15 protein-coding genes and 1 pseudogene are annotated in these 20,164 nt (G+C 59.8%); 8 read left to right on the top strand and 8 right to left on the bottom strand.

Translation table 11 applies throughout. The features are described from left to right. Positions 1 to 83 precede the first annotated feature (83 nt). Positions 84 to 1,274 (top strand): Fic family protein, encoded by a 1,191-nt coding sequence (locus ACTOXK_RS04000; RefSeq protein ID WP_482279602.1) that lies wholly within the window; start codon positions 84 to 86, stop codon positions 1,272 to 1,274. Positions 1,275 to 1,286: 12 nt separating this feature from the next. Here the strand turns inward: ACTOXK_RS04000 and ACTOXK_RS03995 are convergent, their stop codons facing one another. Continuing rightward, a complete protein-coding gene (locus ACTOXK_RS03995; protein WP_482277593.1) occupies positions 1,287 to 2,576 on the bottom strand; it encodes a cation:proton antiporter domain-containing protein in 1,290 nt (429 codons plus the stop codon). Beyond that, positions 2,518 to 3,102, bottom strand: a pseudogene (locus ACTOXK_RS03990) (cation:proton antiporter domain-containing protein); the annotation flags it as partial. The gene ACTOXK_RS03995 and the pseudogene ACTOXK_RS03990, both read right to left, overlap by 59 nt. Positions 3,103 to 3,385: 283 nt before the next feature. On the opposite strand from ACTOXK_RS03990, the gene guaA reads away from it, so the two are divergent. Continuing rightward, positions 3,386 to 4,366 carry a glutamine-hydrolyzing GMP synthase gene (gene guaA / locus ACTOXK_RS03985; RefSeq protein ID WP_482277592.1) on the top strand — a complete coding sequence of 327 codons (981 nt, stop codon included), beginning with the start codon at positions 3,386 to 3,388 and terminating at the stop codon, positions 4,364 to 4,366. A gap of 662 nt (positions 4,367 to 5,028) precedes the next feature. Here the strand turns inward: guaA and ACTOXK_RS03980 are convergent. Beyond that, on the bottom strand, positions 5,029 to 5,442 hold the full coding sequence (locus ACTOXK_RS03980; protein WP_289636043.1) for a helix-turn-helix domain-containing protein: 414 nt from the start codon (positions 5,440 to 5,442) through the stop codon (positions 5,029 to 5,031). A 150-nt stretch (positions 5,443 to 5,592) separates the two neighbouring features. Between ACTOXK_RS03980 and ACTOXK_RS03975 the strand changes: the two genes are divergently transcribed. The 5 genes from ACTOXK_RS03975 (at position 5,593) to ACTOXK_RS03955 (ending at position 8,731) form a co-directional block, all read left to right on the top strand. Then, the gene (locus ACTOXK_RS03975) at positions 5,593 to 5,796 is read left to right on the top strand and encodes a DNA-binding protein (protein ID WP_289636042.1); all 204 of its coding nucleotides are present in this window, start codon (positions 5,593 to 5,595) and stop codon (positions 5,794 to 5,796) included. After that, positions 5,786 to 6,874 (top strand): site-specific integrase, encoded by a 1,089-nt coding sequence (locus tag ACTOXK_RS03970; RefSeq protein ID WP_482277591.1) that lies wholly within the window; start codon positions 5,786 to 5,788, stop codon positions 6,872 to 6,874. The genes ACTOXK_RS03975 and ACTOXK_RS03970 overlap by 11 nt, the downstream gene beginning before the upstream one ends. Further along, complete coding sequence (locus tag ACTOXK_RS03965) at positions 6,861 to 7,229, top strand: plasmid mobilization protein (protein ID WP_242164931.1); 369 nt, start codon at positions 6,861 to 6,863, stop codon at positions 7,227 to 7,229. The genes ACTOXK_RS03970 and ACTOXK_RS03965 overlap by 14 nt, the downstream gene beginning before the upstream one ends. A gap of 2 nt (positions 7,230 to 7,231) precedes the next feature. After that, positions 7,232 to 8,305, top strand: coding sequence for a site-specific integrase (locus tag ACTOXK_RS03960; RefSeq protein WP_482277590.1), 1,074 nt, complete (start codon positions 7,232 to 7,234; stop codon positions 8,303 to 8,305). A gap of 84 nt (positions 8,306 to 8,389) precedes the next feature. Further along, the gene (locus tag ACTOXK_RS03955; RefSeq protein ID WP_482277589.1) at positions 8,390 to 8,731 is read left to right on the top strand and encodes a hypothetical protein; all 342 of its coding nucleotides are present in this window, start codon (positions 8,390 to 8,392) and stop codon (positions 8,729 to 8,731) included. A 7-nt stretch (positions 8,732 to 8,738) separates the two neighbouring features. On the opposite strand, the gene ACTOXK_RS03950 is transcribed toward ACTOXK_RS03955, so the two are convergent. From ACTOXK_RS03950 to ACTOXK_RS03930, 5 genes are read right to left on the bottom strand one after another with little or no spacing between them, the layout of a single operon-like run. Continuing rightward, positions 8,739 to 9,497, bottom strand: coding sequence for a hypothetical protein (locus tag ACTOXK_RS03950; protein ID WP_482279853.1), 759 nt, complete (start codon positions 9,495 to 9,497; stop codon positions 8,739 to 8,741). Positions 9,498 to 9,522: 25 nt separating this feature from the next. Continuing rightward, complete coding sequence (gene mcrC, locus ACTOXK_RS03945; RefSeq protein WP_482277587.1) at positions 9,523 to 10,593, bottom strand: 5-methylcytosine-specific restriction endonuclease system specificity protein McrC; 1,071 nt, start codon at positions 10,591 to 10,593, stop codon at positions 9,523 to 9,525. After that, complete coding sequence (locus tag ACTOXK_RS03940; RefSeq protein ID WP_482277586.1) at positions 10,590 to 12,605, bottom strand: AAA family ATPase; 2,016 nt, start codon at positions 12,603 to 12,605, stop codon at positions 10,590 to 10,592. The genes mcrC and ACTOXK_RS03940 overlap by 4 nt, the downstream gene beginning before the upstream one ends. A gap of 7 nt (positions 12,606 to 12,612) precedes the next feature. Continuing rightward, a complete protein-coding gene (locus tag ACTOXK_RS03935) occupies positions 12,613 to 18,297 on the bottom strand; it encodes a DEAD/DEAH box helicase (RefSeq protein ID WP_482279852.1) in 5,685 nt (1,894 codons plus the stop codon). A 27-nt stretch (positions 18,298 to 18,324) separates the two neighbouring features. Next, the gene (locus tag ACTOXK_RS03930; protein WP_482277584.1) at positions 18,325 to 19,308 is read right to left on the bottom strand and encodes a helix-turn-helix transcriptional regulator; all 984 of its coding nucleotides are present in this window, start codon (positions 19,306 to 19,308) and stop codon (positions 18,325 to 18,327) included. 444 nt (positions 19,309 to 19,752) lie between these two features. On the opposite strand from ACTOXK_RS03930, the gene ACTOXK_RS03925 reads away from it, so the two are divergent. Next, a complete protein-coding gene (locus ACTOXK_RS03925) occupies positions 19,753 to 20,136 on the top strand; it encodes a YraN family protein (RefSeq protein WP_482277583.1) in 384 nt (127 codons plus the stop codon). Positions 20,137 to 20,164 lie beyond the last annotated feature (28 nt).

Below are 20,164 nucleotides of genomic sequence, written 5' to 3'. Positions count from 1 at the left end.
TCGTTCAGAATTAAATTCTTCTACATTTTTAACTCAAATGGGACTAAAATGCTCTATAGAATTAAACCAACTTGGGAAAAGCCATGTATCAAGACCTAAAGAGAATCTTCCATACCGATGCCACCAAAGCCGAATCCGTTTACCAGAAGCGGTTCAGCGACTCTTCGGCGATGATTATCGGACTGCGTGAGAATGAGCCTTTCTTCTATTGGGGCGCTCCTGATACATACAAGAAAATACTCGCAATCGAGCGTCTTGATCGCAAGACCGAGGAGCTTGCCTCTTCACTGCCCCCTACGGCAGTCAACCATTATCTTTCGGAATGCATGATTGACGAGATCATCATCACAAATGATATTGAAGGCGTCATCTCGACCCGCAAGCAAGTGGAAGCGGCCCTTGATGCCCTGCGACGGAACGACAAGCGTCAACGTTTCCAGGGAATCGTCAACAAATACCAGGCACTTGCCACAAATACGGACGTGCCCCTTGCAACCTGCGAAGACATACGATCCCTTTACGACACCCTTGTTCTTGAAGAAGTCTTGGCCGACGACCCGACAAAAGCGCCCGACGGGAAATTATTCCGAACGGAAGCAGTCCGGGTGGCCGATGCTGCCGACAGAACCATTCACGAAAACGCTTTCTCGGAGAGTCGCATCGAAGCGGAGCTCACCGGCATCCTGCAGTTCTACAATAATCCGAGCATAGAAGCGTCAGTACGCGCAGCCATCTTCCATTTCGCTTTTGCCTACATTCACCCCTTCTATGATGGAAACGGGAGGACGAACCGCTTTGTGAGCAGCTATCTGCTTACGAGGTATGTAAGCCGGTTTGCCGGGTTGCGACTGTCCTTTTCCGTCAAGGAAAATATCCATGACTATTACAAGGCCTTCACTCTGGCCGAGCACCCCTTGAGCAGAGGAGACCTTACCCCCTTCATCCTTACGTTCCTGGATCTTATCATTGACGCCATTGAGAAGACCTACAAGAGCCTGGAAGAGAAACAGATCCTGCGCGGCCACTTCCGGAACATCTTGGCAGAGTGGCCGGTCGATACCAAACCTCTCGATGTTTCAGGGGTCGGCACCACTCTCCTTGATGCCGCGCTCTTTACTGCCAACGGCCTGACGGCCGAGCAGATTGCCGAAGAGACGCATATCAGCACGCCTACCGCTCACAAACGCCTCAAGGAATTTGAGCAGCAGGGCCTTTTGAGGCGCACACGAACGGGGCGGCGAGTCTGCTATCAGCTGAACCTGGAAACCCTTTAAGCCCAAGACCCCCTAATCCCCCAACGTGATCTGCAGTACGTAGACGCGCTGGCGTAGTTGTTGGGCTACCGACTCGCTGATGGCTCCGTCCTCCTGGAGGCGTCGGATCTGGTCGAGCTCGATGGTCAGCGCGTCGGCATCCACCTCGTCGGCGTAGCGGGCCGCTTCCAGCAGCTGCTTGCCGAACAGGGGGCGCATGCCCGCGGGCAGCCCGTCGTGATGAACGAGGGTGAGCCCCGTGTGGTCGGCCTGCTTCACGTCCTGGCCGTAGTTGATGCGATTCCACAGCGAATTGAGGGCCGTCTTGTGCTCATCGAGCAGCAGGCGCGCCGCCCGCTGGCGACCCTCGTCGGTCGCCGACTCTTCCAAAAAGTCGATGGCTCCGTGCTCAAGCTCGATAGCGAACAGGCAGGCATCGTAATAGAGTCGCTCGGCCTCATCCCCCTCCACTTCCAAGGGCTTCGCGCCTTGCCACAGCAGCGCCACGCGCCCCAGCAGGCCGCCAAACCGCGCACCCACTTTCACATCGGTGCCGCTGTAGCCCACCGAACGCCGCACGGCCCGCAGCATGGCGTAGAAGGAAGCCCGCTCACGAGGACTTTCCCCGCCATAGGCCTCGCCACCGATGGCGTCGGCCTTCTGCTGCTGACGCTGGCGCACCTCAGCCTGAAGCTCGTCCATCTGGCGACTGCACGAGTCGTCCAGGGCGCCCCGCTCGCGATTCAGCCGCAGTCGATAGGAAGCGATGGTCTGACGCGGGGCCGGCTCCAGCTGCGGATCGTCGTCATTTTGCAGCATGGCCCGCAGCTCGCGCAAAGTGCCTTCCAGCACCTTGATGGCGCCGCGGCGCAATTCCGTTGCCGACGTCCCCTTGCATCCTCCACCGAGCGGAGCCAGACGCGGCAGCAGCCCGTCGGCCAGCAGCAGCGTGCACAAAATGACGCTAGCCGCAAGGAAGATGAGTAGGTCGCGCTCGGGAAAGGCCGAGCCATCAGCCAGGGTCCTCGGGATGAGGAAGATGATGGACAGAGTGACGGCCCCCTTCGGGCCCGCGATGGTGAGGATGAGGGCGTCGCGCAGTACGGGCGTACCGCGGTCCCGATGCACCAGTTCCATCGCCAGCACCCAGAGAAAGCGGCAGACCACCACCAGAACCGTGGCCAGCGCTACCAAGCCCAGCAGAAACGGCAGCGAGAAGTGATCGACGAAGGCCGGCGACAAGGCGCGCGGCAGCCGCCATGCCCAGCACCGCGCCCACCGCAATGCCGCCGAAGAAGAGCCGCGCGAAGGACACCGCGGCATCGGCGGCCGAGAAGGCGCCGGTCAGGGCAGCGGCGATGGCGAACTGGAAGGCCACCACGCCCGATGCGTCGTTGATGAGCGACTCGCCCGCCAGCAGCGTAGACTGGCGCGGCTTCAGGCCAACGCGAGAACCCAGCGCGCCCACGGCCGCCGCATCGGTGGGGGCCAGGGCCGCGGCACAGGCGAAGGCGGCGGCCAGAGGGATGGACGGCACGAACCAATGCGGCACGAAGCCCACCACCAGCACGGTGAGCAGCACAAGCCCCACGGCCAGCGAGAAGATGGCGCCCTTGTTCTCCCAGAGTGCACGGCGGTTGATGCTGCGCGCCTCGTCGAACAGCAGCGGAGCGATGAACAGCACGAGGAACAGCTCCGCCGGAATGTCCACTCCGTAGACGGCGGGAACTATGCAGGCCACCACCACGCCAGCCACGATTTGCACCAAGGGCAGCGACAAGTGCCGTACGACCTGGGCGAGCACCGCCGAAGCGATGACGCAAGCCAACAGAACCAAGGCGAATTCCACGGTATGCACGGCGACTCCCTTCTCGCACGGCTTTCTCGGATATGCACCAGGCCCTAGGGCCGACCCCTCTCGCCGGCGCCTCCTGCCAGCATCCTCGGTCGGCTTTCCCGGCCGACGTTTCCCATTATGAAGGGGCCCGCGGCGCAGCCCGAAAGAAGTGCCGCTTCCGTTGAACCGCCGTCAAACCGCCGACACCTTCCCCGCTTTCCTCCCGTAGGCGATGGCGGCCTTCGCTATAATCGTCCCAGAGAGAATCACGGTCCGAATTTGCGAGGAGGCCCCTATGGATCAGAACGTTCGCCCCGACGACATGGAGCGCATCACCACGCCCGAGCTTGCCCAAGCGTTTATCGAGGAGCAGGTGGCGGCACTGCGCGAGCAGGTCGGCGACAAGAAGGTGCTGCTGGCCCTGTCCGGCGGCGTGGACTCGTCGGTGGTGGCGGCGCTGCTCATTAAGGCCATCGGGAAGAACCTCGTGTGCGTGCACGTGAACCACGGTCTCATGCGCAAGGGCGAGTCCGAGCAGGTCATCGACGTGTTCCAGAACCAGATGGACGCGAATCTGGTGTACGTGGACGCCACCGACCGCTTCCTCGACCTCCTGGCCGGCGTAGACGAGCCCGAGACCAAGCGCAAGGTCATCGGCGCCGAGTTCATCCGCGTGTTCGAGGAAGAGGCCCGCAAGGTGGGCGACGAGGTGGACTTCCTCGCCCAGGGCACTATCTGGCCCGACATCCTGGAGTCCCAGGACGGCGTGAAGGCCCATCACAACGTGGGCGGTCTGCCCGAGGATCTGCAGTTCGAGCTCGTGGAGCCGGCGCGCCTGCTGTTCAAGGACGAGGTGCGCGTGGTCGGCCGCGAGCTGGGCCTGCCCGAGAACATGGTGGAGCGCCAGCCCTTCCCCGGCCCCGGCCTGGGCGTGCGCTGCCTCGGCGCCATCACCCGCGACCGCCTGGAGGCGCTACGCGAGGCCGACGCCATCGTCCGCGAGGAGATGGAAGCGGCGAACGTGGGCGCCTGGCAGTACTTCGCCGTGGTGCCCGACATGCGCGCCACCGGCGTGCGCGAGGGCGAGCGCGCCTACGAGTGGCCGGCTATCATCCGTGCCATCAACACCGTGGATGTCATGACCGCCGAGGTGCCCGAGCTGGATTGGGCCCTCTTGAAGCGCATGACTAACCGCATCACCCACGAAGTCCCCGGTATCTGCCGCGTCTGCTACGACCTGACCCCCAAGCCGGTCGGGACGGTGGAATGGGAGTAGGTTTGTGGCTTTGACCTGGGGTTTCTTGATTCTTTATTCCTGTTGATTCGAGAGTAATTTAGTTGAACCCAGTTGACCGAAAGTTGCAAACCACTTGGAAAAGATGGACTTTGCAGAATTGAGAGCGAGCCGCCGGATAGAAACCGGCGGCTCTTCTTATCTGGCCAAACTTCATTCCCGACCCGGCGTTCTGCCGCTTTTTGCTGCTCTCGCTTCGACTGTATTCCACTGCATTCAACTCCGCTCATCTGGACGGGAAGGCGCCGAAGCTGCAAGCCACGTGGAACCGTCGGCTAGGAATAGAGGAACACCCCCTCATCCCCATTTGTTACCACTTTCCGATCTGTCGCGTTTTCGCCCCTCGAAAAGCAAGTTTCCCCAGCTCAGAAACGAGGAGCAAATTTTCGGCAGAATCGGCGTTTTCGGGGAGGATTCCCACCCCTCAGAGCCCGTCCGGGGCTCCCGATTCGAGGGCCGGAAGCCGGTGAATGCTGCGCGGTTTGCAATTTCCCGGGCCCGGCTTACTCCCCGCGCAAAGGAGGAGTATTTCTCCGACCCGGTAACACAAGGCCAGGAAGGCGGCGCGCCTCCGCATCAGGGCAAAGAAAATGGCGGCACGAATGCCGCCATCAACGATCTACCGAGAAGGGTTCTCTGCCGCGCTATTCGAAGGTCGCCCTCCAGCGCTCGTACTCGTCCTGGGTCATCTCCCCGGCCTCCAGCTCGTCGAGCGCGCCCCTCCATGCCGCGAGGGCGGCACTCAGCTTCTGGGCGCCCTCCGCCTTGGGGTCGAGAGCGAGCGTCTCGCCGTCCACGGGCTTGAGGCCGAAGGCGTCCTCAAGCCTGAAGAGCGCCTCCAGCGCCTCGCGCGCCGAGGAGAGCTCGTAGTCGTCCAGGGCGGACATCGGCACCCCCAGGGCGTCAGACAGCGCTGCCAGGGTCTCCTGCGAGGGGTCCCGCAAACCCAGCTCGTAATTGCGGACGGCGGATTCCGCGAGACCGATCCTCTCCGCGAGGCTCTTCTGCGTCAGCCCCTTCATCTTCCGATAGCGCCTTATGCGCTCGCCCCTGCTCAATTCGACCCGCTTTCCTTCTGGTTCTTAACCTGTGCCTCGAATTCTATAACAGCACGTTTCTGTGCGCAATCGCTTGACAGCACGATATTGTGCTGATAAGGTCTGCAATCATCCAACCGCACGGATTTGTGCTGTTTAGAAAGGACGGACATGGCAGGACGGGAAAGAATGATGAAGGTGGACGAGGTGATGGAGCGCCTGGGCGTGTCCAAGGCGACGGCGTACCTGGTCATCAAACGACTGAACGCAGAGCTTGAGGCCAAGGGCCTGCGCACCATACCCGGGAGGGTGAGCGAGAGGTACTTCGATGAGACCTACTTCTCGCTGAAGGGGGCTGGCGAAGATGACATCTAGGCAGGAGGCGAACGGCACATGGACGAGCCAGTTCCGCTACGAGGACGCCTACGGCCGCTCCCGCAGCAAGTGCAAGCGCGGGTTCGCGACCGAGGCCGATGCGGACCGGTTCGAGAGGCACTTCAAGGCCAGGGAGAGCAAGTCGCTCGACATCAGCTTCCTCGACTTCATCGAGCTGTACGAGGACGACGTCGCCCCGCAGCTGAAGGAGAACACTTGGCGTACCAAGGAGTACATCATCAACGACAAGCTCGTCCCCTTCTTCGGGCCGATGATAATGACCGAGGTCACGACGCTCGACGCGGTCAGGTGGCAGAACGCCCTCCTGAAGGGCAACCCCAGGACGGGACAGCCGTACACGGACACCTACCTGCGCACGGTCAACAACCAGGCGGTCTCCATCTTCAACCACGCCGAGCGGTTCTACAAGCTCAAGCCTAACCCCTTCAAGAGGGCGCCGAGGATAGGATCCAAGATCGCGACCGATATGAGCATATGGACCAAGGAGGACTTCCTCCGCTTTTCCAGCACGCTCACGGGCCGACCCATCTACTTCATGGCGTTCGAGCTCCTCTACTGGGCCGGCATCCGCGTGGGCGAGCTCCTGGCGCTCGTTCCCGACGACTTCGACCTCCGGAGATCGGAGCTGCGCATCACGAAGTCCTATCAGCGCATCAACCGCCGGGACGTGATAACGGACCCGAAGACGGAGAACTCGGTGCGAACCATATCCCTTCCGGAGTTCCTCCGGGACGAGGTGAGGGACTTCGCCTTCGACCCGCCGGGCTTCGACCACGACGAGAGGATGTTCGCGGGCCTGACGAAGGCCTCGCTCTCCGCAGCATTGCGCGAGGGGGCGCAGGCGTGCGGCCTTGAGGTGATCCGCGTGCACGACCTGCGCCACAGCCACGTCTCTCTCCTCGTAGAGATGGGCTTCTCGGTGATCGCCATCGCGGAGCGGCTTGGGCACGACTCGACGGACATCACGCTCAAGTACGCGCACCTCCTCCCGAGTACGCAGCAGAAGATGGGCGAGGCCCTGAACGACTACCAGGAGGCCGACGATGAGCTGCTATGACCACAACAGGGTCCGGTCTAAGACGATCGCGTTCCGGATCACGCCCGAGCTCAACGAGCAGATCAACCTGATCGTGGCCGCCAGCGGGATGACGAAGCAGGATTACATCACGAGCAAGCTCCTAGACCTGGAGGTAACCATAGTCCCATCCACCTACACCTACGCCGCCCTACGCGACGAGATGCGGGAGGTCTGCCGGCAGCTGAACAGGATCAGGAACGGCTGCGAGCCGAGCGAGAGGCTCCTCGGGCTCTGCGAGAGGCTTTCCGACCTCTTCCTTGGCCTCAGATGCGACGATGCGGGCTCCCAGATCGAGGACGAGGACGACATGGTACGCAAGATGGAGAGGTGCTGACCATGGCCGCGCGCAGAGAGGAGAACGGGACGTGGAGCACCTCGTTCCGCTACAGCGACTGGGAGGGCAAATCCAGGCTCAAGCATGCCAGAGGGTTCAAGGAAGAGGCCGAAGCCGACGCGTTCGAGCGGGACTTCAAGCGCATGGCGTCGGGCAAGTCCGGGATGCCCTTCGAGGTGTTCGCGGAGAAGTACCTGGAGGACATCGAGCCGAGGGTTCGGCCCACCACGTACGAGACGCGGGAGCGGATGATCCGCGTGAAGATCGTCCCCCTGTTCAAGGGAAGCCTGGTGTGCGAGATCACGTCGCTCGACGTGCTCCACGCCCAGAACGTCCTGCTCGCGCAGCGCAAGCCCGACGGAAGCGAGTACTCGCCGGTCTACATACGGCGCATAAGCGAGCAGGTATGGGGCATGTTCAACCACGCCGTGGACAACTACGAGCTCGAAGAGAACCCCTGCAGGTCGCTGAGGCAGGCGGGGTCGAAGAAGAACGGCGAGATGAAGATCTGGAGCAAGGCCGAGCTCAACCTTTTCCTGGACGCGGTGTCCGACAAGCCGCTGATCTACTACGCGTTCGAGACGCTCTACTGGACCGGCATCCGTGAGGGAGAGCTCCTCGCCCTCACGCCCTCGGATCTCGACTTCCGGGCATGCACACTGACGGTGAGCAAAACCTATCACAGGCGCGGAGGGAAGGACGTCATAGGGCCGCCGAAGACCGCTTGCTCGTACCGCACGATCTCGATGCCGCAGTTCCTCTGCGACGACCTTCGGAGGTTCATCCGCGACGTCGCCAAGACCCAGCCGGACGAGCGCATCTTCGCCGGACTCAACAAGAAGAAGCTCCTCAGGGCGATGAGCAGGGGCTGCGCCGCATCCGGGGTGAAGGCCATCCGCGTCCATGACCTCAGGCACAGCCACGTGTCCACGCTCATCAAGATGGGCTTCTCCGTTGTGGCCATCGCCGAGCGGATGGGGCACGAGTCCTCTGATATCACGCTGCGTTACGCGCACCTCTTCCCGAGCGCTCAGGCCGAGATGGCGGACGCGCTGCAGGCGGCTAGGGGGAAATAGATTTGCATGGGTGTCCCATTTGCGGGCACCCTCCCTGCACCTCGGGCTATAGACTCGATTAAAACGAGAGATTGCAAGGTGAAGATGTTTCATGCAATGACAGAGCAGGAGATCGACGGCTTCGAGGACTACCTCGCGGATGTTCTATGCGTTTGGGACTGCTATGAGCAAGAGCGGGTAACCGGGTCGCCGTTGGTTCTACGTTTCGAATCAGCAGATGTTGTCGCTGATTTGGAAATGGGAGATTTGTATTGGATCGATAGCTCCAACGAGGCGAGCGTCGATACGCTGGTCGTTGGATACGAACAGAGCGATACCGAAGGCCCCTGCCTTACTCTTGTCCGATTTGAATCGGCTGCTCGTATGGTTGGCGAAAAATGGTCGGCTGCTCACGCCTCTCGCGCTCTCACTAATTACATCTCATAGAATCGTGCTAGGCAAGATCGCATACCTCGATGAGCTTATAAGACTTGAGTGGTGGCACACTGACTTCGAGGTAGTCCTTTCTGCAGAGCATGGACTTCAGCTTCCCCGAGCGATCACCGGGCTTGGGTAGAATCGCGAAACGATACTCATGCTGATTTCTGTAGATGGACCGCTTATGGAAGAGGATGCGCCATAGAGCCGCGTCCTCTCCGGTGCTGAACCTCGCAAAATCGGCTGCCGTCAACGGCTCGTCGCTGTACTCGACGGCTCGATGGAAGAATGCGAGGCCATACTGTTCAGCGAAAGCAGAGAGGCGTTCCGCCATCTCTTCGATCGAGAAGATTACGCCGTAGCAGGATCCAGGCGCCCCCACCTGAGTCGAGAGAAAGCCAGTATAACTGTCGCTCAACTTCCCTAAATGGCGGCCAGTTTCTTCCCAGGTGTCAAGCGCTCCGCTTCCGAGGAGGGTTGCGCACAGTACCACCGCTTCGTCAGCTTCCGGAATGCTGGCGGGTGTCGAGATGGCATCAACTGGCCAGAACTGCTGGGAGGTTGCTCCGTCAATGCTGCCAGACGACGGCAAGCCAAGAAAGATCTGTCCGGCGAAAGGCCTTCTTCCCTCCTGAGAGTCCCCAATCTCCGGGTCGTCTTCCTCCATACTATGGTATCGGCTTATCAGCGACATCCTGAAATGCCCCTGCACAAGCTGCTCGCAATAGTCTTTCCTGCTCATGATTCTCATGCATTGCCCGGGTCCGATGATCATGGTCGCGCGTTTCTTGCCCGCCTCGTCACTCATTTGCGGCTCCGGTTGTCACTGCTTCGGCTATCCTATCGAGCTCGTATGCGATATCCGGGAACGGCCTTCCCAGGTCTAGTGTTCTTGCGGTAATTCGACTGCCGTCGAGAAGGAAGCTCTCGTCGGGCTGGACCGCATCGCCGGTCCTCGCGTACAAAAGCATCCCTGATACCGACAGCTCCGGAGATGTCGCAGCCTTGTTCTTCACGTAGGAGAAGATCTGATAGAGGTTGTGAGAGTGGATCGTCTTCGAGCCATATCTGTCTTGGCTCTGATAAGCATGCGCATAGAACTTGGCGTCGATGATCAGGAATTGGGAGCCTTTTGAAAGCGCGATATCTGTTTGCATGACGGGCAGCATCGTGCCCACGTACTCCTCGTCCAGCGCCCATGGGATCTTGGGTGCCGAAGGATGCAGATCCGGATGATGCACTTGGTAGTAGCGCAGGATGAATCGCTCATACAGCCTGCTCATGTCGCTTTCGCTTATGTAGGGCGCGAGAAGCATACCGCCTCCCGCATCAGTCAAGAGCATGCCTTGGATGATGAGCTGACAGATGCTTACGAGCAATCGATACGAGCGGTTCTCGCGCCCGAATGCGAAGGCCGACCATTGTATGCTCGATGGCTCCACGAACGACACGTTCGAGAAGTAAAGCATACTCTTCTTGATTGAGTCCTTGGTGCTCTTCTGCACCTCGCTGCTTCTCACGATGAGCGAGCAAACGGTCTTGATGACCTGGTTGTAAGGGTTGTCGTCTGACAGCTCGTCGAACTCGCAGGCAATTCGGGGACTTCGGGCCATCTTGTTCCTTATGGCACCTCGCATGTCGATCTTCCCGCGAAGCGCTTGCAGATCGTCGTGCATCGGAATGTATTCGCGGAAGAGGCCCTGTTTGATCTGACGGGTGACGCCCGCATCGAGAAGCGCGGCGAGGAGATCCAGCGCGTTGTCGAACTCCTCTGCGGCGACATCCTCGAACCTGCTCTCGTCCACGAACTCGAAGGCATATGCGAGCATGTAGTAGAGGTTGGATATCGGTATGCCCTTGTGGGCTCTCATCGGATAGCGCCCTCCAAGCGGTCGCGCCAAGCCGATACCCGCTCCTCGTCGTCGAACCAGTACTCCTCAAGCATGGGCACGATCTCAAGATCGACAATGTCGCTCAGCTCCTCGGCCGATCCGCTCTCCATGCCGCAGAAGTAGCTATGGCCGATTCGGAATCCCCTTCCTAGAGAGGCGTCGGATTCGATCTCTTTGTTTAAGTCCCGCATCACCTCGATGAGATTCCGCAGTTGGGGTGAATCGCTATCCGACACTGCCGAGAGAAAGCCTTGGGCATCGAATGCGGGCTCCATCTCGTAGAAGGCGAAGCGACGGCGAAGGGCGTAGTCGATCATGGCGAGGCTTCTGTCCGCTGTGTTCATCATGCCGATGATGTAGAGGTTCTCTGGCACCGTGAACGGGAGTCCGCTGTAGGCCAGCGTGGCGTAGTCGCCGCGATGGCTCGCCTCAATAAGCATGAGCAGCTCGCCGAACACCTTGCTCATGTTGCCACGGTTGATTTCGTCGATGATGAAGAAGTACTCCAAGTCGGGATGGCTCTCAGCCATCTTGCAGAACTCATAGAAGACACCGTTTTTGAGCTTGAAAGCATCGCCGTCAGGCTTGTAGCCCATGACGAAGTCCTCGTACGAGTAGTTCTGGTGGAACTGCACGAGCCGGATTCGCGCGTCGTCCTTCGCGCCCATCATGGCGAAGGCCAGCCGCTTTGCAGCGAACGTCTTGCCGGTCCCGGGCGCTCCTTGCAGGATGAGGTTCTTCGATTTCCTGAGCACTCGCGCGAGCTTGTCGTACTCCTCGGGCGCGACGAACACCTCCGAGAGGAAGCTCTCACGGTCATACGGAGCTGCTTCCTCTGCTTGGACGGCGGGATTCAGCTCGCGAACGACATCGATGATTGCCTCGTACTCCTCGGATTCCACTTTGAACAGGCTGCCGTTGGGGTTGACGAAGAACTCCATGTTCTCCAGCTCTGGCATTGCTTTCAGATCCTGATAGTCAACGGGGGTTGCGAGGGCCTCTGTCTTCTGGAATGCGATCTTCTCGCCATCACTACTTTCAACGATCTCGCCCAAGGCCACTATCTGCTTCACGGGGTTCGACTCGTAGCCAATAACGATATCGCCGGGCTTGGCGTCAAGGAAGTTCTGGAATATGCGTCGCTTGTTGCCGTTCTCGTTGAAGAGGGTGTAGGTCTGCACTTCGCCGACTGGCGTCTCCGCAAAGCTCCAGATCTTCGGGTTGGCGTTGAGCCACCATACTGCGCGAACTTCATCGAAGCTGGGGGGATTTTCTTCGCTAAGGTGCTTGTGCTCTCCGCTTTCCTGCGAGGTCCTGCTGACAAAGAATCCGAAGTCGAACGTGAGGGTTCTCTCTTCTGGATCTGTGTAGCAATCTTGGTCGATGGAGCGCTCAAGCATTTCCCGCAGTCCAGTGTCCTTAACGATCTCGTCGTGGATCGAATCGTAGAGACGATAGAAGTTCCTGAGATTGTCCTCGTACCGACCCTTCTTGAAAACGAGGTCGCTGCCGAGCGCCGCTGCAACAGCTCGGACCTCGCCAAGCTTGTAGATATAGTACTTGTGCGGGTACCTCAGCCAGAGATACGTCGAAATCGCGTTCTCGGACTGAAAGTGGTTCCCGGCGTCCGGGCGATATTTCGCATGGATTGCTTCGGCTTTGTGCTTGAAGTCCTCTATCCTCTCCACCACGTCTCGGGATTCGTCGAACAGCTCGCGGAACATCTCGCGAACCTCTTCCGGGGCGATATGCGCGAACTGGGTGATCATGCCCTTAGGGAAATTACCTGCAGAGACAAGCAGGTTACCGGTTTTCGAGAGCGATTTCTCAAGCATTGTTGGGAAGTCCTCCACATCAATGTCCCAGGAGTCTTGGAATTGCCGAGCGGCCACCCATTTATATCTCTCGTCTTCCCAGTGCTGTCCCTCGAATGCGCTCTTATAAACTTCGAGCCACTCGTCGTATTTCTCTTCGATGAAGTCGTTTGACATGGTTCTCCTATCCCTCCGAGCGCCACGCGAGCGGCCAGTCTGCGGGTTGCGGTTTCTCTTTAAGCGCCGGGAGCGAATCTACTATCTCCATCGTCTCCATTGATACGCGTACAAGTTTTTCGATGAGGTCAACGATGTAGCGGGGGTTGTCGCTGTAGTCGTTCGGGTCGTTCGTGATTCCGGACGGGCCGTCTGTTTTGACTTGGTAGCGGTCGATAATCCAGTCGAGCGGGCTCCTCCCATTCACAACGTAGCGCTGAGCCCCTGCTGGGATGTCCCGTATGGTGAGATTGTCGTTGTAGATGAGAGTCGTGTAGTCGTTTTCCTTTTTGCCTGTGGACGGATTGCGCTTTTTGGCCCATTTGATCTTCTTCACCGGACCGGGATCGACTGAATTGCCGACTTCTTCAACCGGCCAAGGCTCCAGCTCCTCGTAATCGAGATGCAGTTTCGCTAATTTGCGCCCGGCATTCGAGAAGGCAACAAAGTCATCAGCCAGGGGAATTCGCGGAAGCTCCTTCTTCAGATTTGAATTGAAGCGCATGCGGTATTCAGGAGAGTGGAGGATGCCGTAGACGTAATAGAAGATGTCCTCTTTTGTTAGCTCGATGCCGCCTTGACTCTTTGGTCGTGGCTTGCGTTTGCCAAAAGCATCGAATGCACGAGGATATGCCTCCCGGAATACCGTCAAGGCCTCGTCGGACACGGCCTCATGCTGGATCAGCTCACTTGGAGCCTCTTGGAAGAGGCCGCCGATCTCCTGGGTCCTCTCATACCAATACATCGGGAAGCATTGCGAATCGCCGTCGTAGTGGTAGTTTGGCAGCTCGTCGGTGATGAGCACGCTGAAGTTCTTCGTTCCCGAAATGCAGATGGAGACATTCTGCGTATCTTTCTCTGGATACTGCTCTGGCATGAGATAGACCATCTCATTAAGGCGCCTATCGAAATACACCCATTGTTTGCAAAACGGTCTATAGGATCCAAGAACAATGTTTCGATCATGGAATACTAAGTTTTTCTTCCGCTTGAGATCTCCCTTTAACGCCCTTGTCCAGCTGATTTTTGTTCCGTCTGGATCAACAAATGACGATACATCTTTGGGGCATCCGGCTTCCTCATATCTTTCGAGCTCGGAATTGTAGACCTCGACGAGACTCTCGATATTAGAAGAGACCTTCTCCTTGGAGTAGTTGTATGCCCAAGCATCTCGCGCGGTAAGCACACCAAGCGAATAAGTGCCGAAGATTCCCGGTGCGCCGTGCTTGTCTATAGCCATCGGCGCGAACTCGTACCAAGAGTCGTCTCGCTGGTTGAGCCAGTCGCCATGACGATCGGGTGAGAGGGTCTCCCAATCGAACGCCTCCCCCTGCGCCGCTTCTCTCACTATTGAGAGTTTCTCGTCGCGGGTCAGGTAGTCGCCGATGTCGTGGTAGTGGATCGCGCCTCGCTCATCGGAGTCTGGGTTCTTCACGAGCATGGTTATGACAATGGCCGCCCGCGATCCGGATCCAAAAATCTTTCCGCCTTCCTTGCGCGATTGCTCGCCCTGAGTGTATTGGTTGCCGCGCAGGTTGAACACGTAGATGGAGCTGAACTCGTCGACAAGGCTCTTCCTGAACCCGTCCATGGAGCCGCCTTCGAGCCAGCCGCCGTTGGTGACGAAGGAGATCACCCCCTTGTTGCCGATGCGGTCGGAGGCCCATCTGAACGCTCGGATGTATGAGTCGTAGAGCTTGGTTTTCAGCGTGGCGCTAGAGCGGTCGGCATAGGTGGCGCGGATCTTGTCATCAAGGGTCGGATAAGCCATGTTCTTCGCGTTGTCATTCTCGTTCTTCTGACCGGCGGAGTAAGGCGGGTTGCCGATGATGACGTTGATGGGCGTCTCCATCTCGCGCAGAATGCGCTCGGTGTTGTCCACGAACGTGCCGATGTCGATGGGGTCGCCCTCCTCGTACATCTGGAACGTGTCGGTCAGCACCGCGCCCTCGAAGGGCGCGTAGTCGCCCGGGATGCGGGAGTGGTAGGCGTGCTCGATGTTGATGGTCGCGATGTAGTAGGCGAGCAGGAGAATCTCATTGCAGAAGATCTCGCTTCCGTACTTCAGGGGAAGCTTGTCGTCCGGCATCAGCTCCTCGTCCTGGATGAGGTTCACCACGAACGTGCCGGTCCCGGTGAAGGGGTCGAGGATGTTCACGCCCGGGTCGGCGAGCGACTGGCCGAACTCCTTGCGCATGAGGCGGTCTGTGGCGTGGAGGATGTAGTCGACTACCTCGTTCGGGGTGTATACGATGCCCATCTTCTCGGACGTCGCCTTGAACGCCTGGCTGAAGAACTTCTCGTAGAGCTCCTTGATGATCTTCTGCCGACCGCCGTCGGTGCGCACGCCCTCGGCGCGCAGGCGCACGCTTGAGTAGAGCTCGGCCAGCTCGCGTCTCTCCGAGTCGGTCTCGATGCCGTAACCCCGGAGTGTTTCGACCATCCCTTCCATGGCGATGGAGACGGGGTTGGAGCTAGCGAACTCGGCTCCGGCGAACAGAGCCTCGAACACCGGCAGCGTGATCATGTGCTGCGCGAGCATCTCCACCGCCTCGTCCTCGGTGATGCCCTGGTTCAGCGAGTCCCTGAGGCCCTTGAGGAACGACGCGAACTCTGCGGATGCCGGGCCGCCGTCGAGGACGAGCTCGCCGACGCGCTCGATGTGCCTCTTGGCGATCTTTCCGATATCCTTCGCCCAGTCCTCCCAGTAGACCTTCGTGCCGCACTTGCGGACGAGCACGGCGTTAACGGCCTCCTGCAGCTCCTTGTCGGAGAAGTCGAGCTTCATCTGCTGACCCTCGCCGTCGAGCTGGGGCGGCAGCGCGCCCTTGCCGCCGTCTGTGGCATTCGGGGGCTTCTGCCCGTCCTTGGACACATTGATGACGTCGACCACCGCCGTCGTGGCAGGATCGTATTCGAGCCCATTGATGGATCCGTCGAGCCTCTCGTCATGGCTGCGGAGCGCCTGCACGATCTCCCAGACGACCTTGAAGGCGTCCGTGTTGTCGAGCGCCTCCTCGGGCGTCATGCCCGCAGGTATGACGACGGGAAGGATGATGTAGCCGTACTCCTTGCCCTCGAAGCGCCTCATGACGCGCCCGACGGCCTGCACCACCTCGATGCGCGACTTCTTGGGCTGGAGGAACATGATGGCGTCGAGGTTGGGGACGTCCACGCCCTCGGAGAGGCAGTGGACGTTGGAGAGCACGTGGCACTCGCCGCCGTCCTCGTCCGGGTCGTCGACATCGGCGAGCCAGCGCAGCTTCTCCTTGCGAAGGCCCATGTCCATGGTGCCGTCCACGTGGTCGACGACGCATTCCAGCAGCGGCACGTCGTTGCCCTGCTCGTTCTCGTAGTCGATGTAGGCGTTGACCGTCCTCTGGAAGTAGTCGGTCATGCGCTTGGACTCGGGGATGGTGGAGCAGAAGGCCACGGCGTTCTTCAGGCTCACGCCCTCGTCGCCCTTGCCCTGGTCGGCAAGGCCCTTCCAGCAGCCGATGACCTTCGCGGCGTCGGTGATCTCGAAGCCCTCCTCGCTCGCCATCGCCATCTGGTAGACGTCGCTCACGACGTCCTCGGAGACCGTCAGCGCGATGACCCGGTAGTCGGTGAGCAACCCCTCGTCCACGGCGCGGCCGAAAGTGAGGCGGTAGAAGACCGGGCCGAACTTCGCCTCGTCGTCCATGGAGGAGATCTCGTAGTTCTCGGTCTTGGCCTGGCGGCGCGCGTTGTCGCCGTAGAGCTTGGGGGTCGCCGTCATGTAGATGCGGCGGTGCGCCGACACGAGCCTGTTGTCGTGGACCTTAGTGAACTCGCTCTGCTTCTTCAGGTCGTCCGCCGCCTCAGACGCGCCCGTGGTGCGGTGGGCCTCGTCGGACACGATGAGGTCGAAGGGGTCGAGCCCCATGCGCTGTGCGTCAGAGACGACTTGGATGGACTGGTAGGTCGAGAAGACCACATTGATCCCGCTGTCCTTGTCGAATCGCCTCACCTGCTCGTAGAGGTTCTCGGGGTCGGTGGTAGCGGGATATGGGATATCCGATAGAGAGGTCTCCCAAGTGTCGCCCTCCGTGCTTGAAGCCTTCGCATCCGAGCACACGACGGCGCAGCGCATGGCGCGCTTGGACTGGTTCGCCCACTCGCGCATCGTCTGCGCGACGAGCGCAATCGAGGGTGCGAGGAAGAGAACCGTAGATCCTTCGGGCAGGAGCTCCTCCGTGAGCCGGAGGGACGTGAGCGTCTTGCCCGTGCCGCAGGCCATTATAAGCTGTCCGCGCTCGCTCTCCTCGAAGCCTTCTAGACAAGCGTCGATGGCCTCGCGCTGGTGAGGCAGCGGCTCCTTGAACTTGCGCTCGGCGGTCTCGCGGCCCTCCATGAAAGCGTCCCAGTCGACCTCGGAGTCGGCCATTCCGTCGGCGAAGAGCCTCACTGTGTCCCATTGCTTCGCGATCTTGTTCAGGTTCGGGCCGAAGTCGGCACAGGTTGTGACGATCATATTGTGTTTGTACTGGTCGGTCGCGCCGGTCTTCCCGTAGAAGGTAGCCACGTCGTTGTAGTCGAGAGCCGGCTTCTGGTAGCACTTGCACTGGATCGCCCAGTAGCTGCCGTCCTCCGCATCGAGGGCGACGAGGTCGATTCCCATGTCGATGCCGTCGTTTGTGGGGGCGTCCTTCCACATCCACACCTTGCTGAAGCGCTGGCTGTACACCGGGTCGTGCTCCAGGAAGAAGCGCGTCGCGCGCTCGAACTTGTCGCCCTTGTCGCGCTCGCTCTCAGAGGTTTCCCGGATCCAGTCGATGACGTGGTAGATGGTGCGGCTCGACGACTGGTCGTAGCGGAGCTGCGCGGCGTCGGGGTAATGCCGGCCCTGCAAGCCCAGCACCTCCGTCTCGACCTCCCTGAGCATGGACTCGTCCAAATCGAGCACGGAGACCGTCCACGCGCATTGGAGGTAGGGGTTGTAGATGCCGACCTTCGTGATGCCCTTGAACTCGGGCTGGTCGGAGTGCAGGCTCAAAAGGTAGTAGAGGAGGACCTGCAGAGTGGAGTTCTTGTTCGGCTGCGCCTTCCTCACCTTGAGGTCCCATATCGTGTCCGCAGTCAGGTAGTCGGCGTCGCCCGACTCGATGCTGTCGCTGTAGCCGCCGCTGAAGGTGAAGCCGCTGTCGGTAACGGGGCCATTGTCCTCGAAGAACTCTACGGTCCTCTCGATGAGTGTCCGGATGTCCGCCACGGTCTGACCATCTGGCTCGATCTCGGATACCGGTTTGTAGGCCCTCGCTCCCGCTCTGAAAGCAGAATCGAACCCGGATAGCTTGCATATGCGCACGATGGAGCCCGAAGACAGTACCCCGTCTTCGCCCGCGATATCGTCAAGCTCGCCCAGGAGCTCTTCCGCCTCGCTCAAGGCACCCACCAATGATGCGCCTGCCAGGGCCACCGAGAACACTTCTCGCGATGGCGCGCCTTGCGCGAGCCTGGTGCCGTAGTCGACGGCCAGCCCGACGATGGCCGGGTGGATGTTGTACTCTCCGCTGACGGAGCTCCCGTCGCTATACTCCGTCATATCGAACTTGGATAGAGGCAGGTAGCCCTTACGGGGCTGGTGCGCCGTTCCGACGATCTGGGTTACTGAGGGCATAGGCCCCTCCATTCGGTAATTCTGCTAACCAATCTATATTTAGAGAGCGTCCGCCATCTTAAGTAGATACTCCCTGTATTCCTTCTTCAGGCTCTTTGGTGCATGCAGCCTCACCGTTCCGCCGAGGCCTGCGAGCCAGCCGAAGAACTGCTCGGATTTGTGCACCTTCACGACCGCCTTGGCGGTTTCGTCATCCGCCTTGTACATCTCGGCCGAATCGCCGAAGCGGTCCATGATGATCTCCACCTTGTCGGCGTTGACGAGCAGCGTTGCCGTGACGGGGTCTCCCCCGAAGCGACCGAACAGCTCGTGCCCATCGCCCTCGAAGGTATGATGCGTTATCTCGTCGTTTCGCGTTGCCCGTTCATCGGACACCCTGACGTTTTCCATGCGGTCGATACGGAACTCGGTCATGTTCTCATGGTCGTCGTTCCAGGCGGTGAGGTAGTAGTAGCCGTCCGAGAAGGCGATGCCGACCGGCGTCACAACGTGCTTCTTGCCGTCATGGGTTGCGTAGCGCGTGCCATCGAGCGCGTATTTGTAGTACTTGAACTCGACCTTCTTCTGGAGCCTCATTGCGTCATGGAGCGTGTCGATGTCCTGAAACACGCTGTCGCGCTTGGAGGTGATCCTCCCGGGGACGTGGATGCGGCGGTCGAGCAGCGCGCGCTCGTGGTCGCTCGCGAGAAGCTTCAGGTTCGTCGTGAGCGCCCGGGACTGCCTCTTGGTGAGGAACTTGCACGACTCCACAGCGTCAACCAAAAGCATCAGCTCCGACAATGTGAAGTCCCTGCTCGCGATAGCGTACTGCACGGGGTTCCTCTGATACGTCTGTATGTCGAAGCCGAACTCACGCAACGCCTCGATGTCGCGGTAGAGGCCTTTGCGCTCAGCCTGTATTCCGTAGTCGTTCAGGCGCTCTATGATCTGGCGCAACGACAGACCGTGCTCGGCATCCGTCTCGTCCTGGAGGATGCGCATCACGTAGAGAGTCTTGAGCTTCGCCTTCGGGTTGTTCGACATGGGATTCCCTCGATTCCTCGCGCCTTGAGGTAATACAAAAGCGCTATTGTCCATTCTAGGCGATAATCCGTGTCCTAGCCTCCGGGTGTCCCATGGGCGCACAAACTCTCCCACCGTGCGGCAATCATCCTCGATGCCCATGCCCGCATGGCTGACCATTATTTTCCGACCTTCTGTACGGCGCTCCCTTGGTCTTCCCTTATTCGACGCACGTTCGCACGGAACCGCTTGGCCTCCGCAAGGGCCGCGATACTTTTCCGATTTCTTTTGCAGGAAGAGGCGTCTTCCATGGCCTCCAAAACAAATCCGAAAACTACCACGGCGAGGAGGATTTTCCCACGTGCCGCTTCGCTTTGAACCCTTGCGCAGGACGCGAACCCGCGCGTCCGCGATCTCACAAGGCAAGCCAAAGGGGCGAGCCGATAGCAACAGGAGGTCGTAGAAATGGACAAGTTCACAAGCAGGGCTTTCGAGGCGTCCGAGATGTTCCTCATCCGCAGAGGCTACGAGATTATCGAGCGCACCTGGAAGGCCAACGACGGGGAGGGCCCGGTGGGCATCATCGCCAAGGAAGACAACGCCATCGTCTTCGTAACCGTCAAGAGCCGCAAGGCGAAGGACAAGGGATTCCCCGAGAGCACCGCGACCCGCGAGGAGCTCGAAGCCTTCGCGATCGACTGGCTCTCCAGCAACGAGACGGAGTGCGTCGACTGCCCGGTCAGGTTCGACGTCATCGCCCTCATCCTCGTAAGCCCCGACCGAGCGATGATCCGCCATCACATCAACGCCATGTCCGCCGGATGCGACATCGACTCCGAGGAGGAGTGACGACCTCCTGACATCCTCCTACGGAGGA

The sequence above is a fragment of the Adlercreutzia sp. genome, from assembly GCF_056795635.1.
The sequence above is the reverse complement of the archived record's forward strand: the minus strand, read 5'-3'. Positions and strand labels throughout refer to the sequence as shown.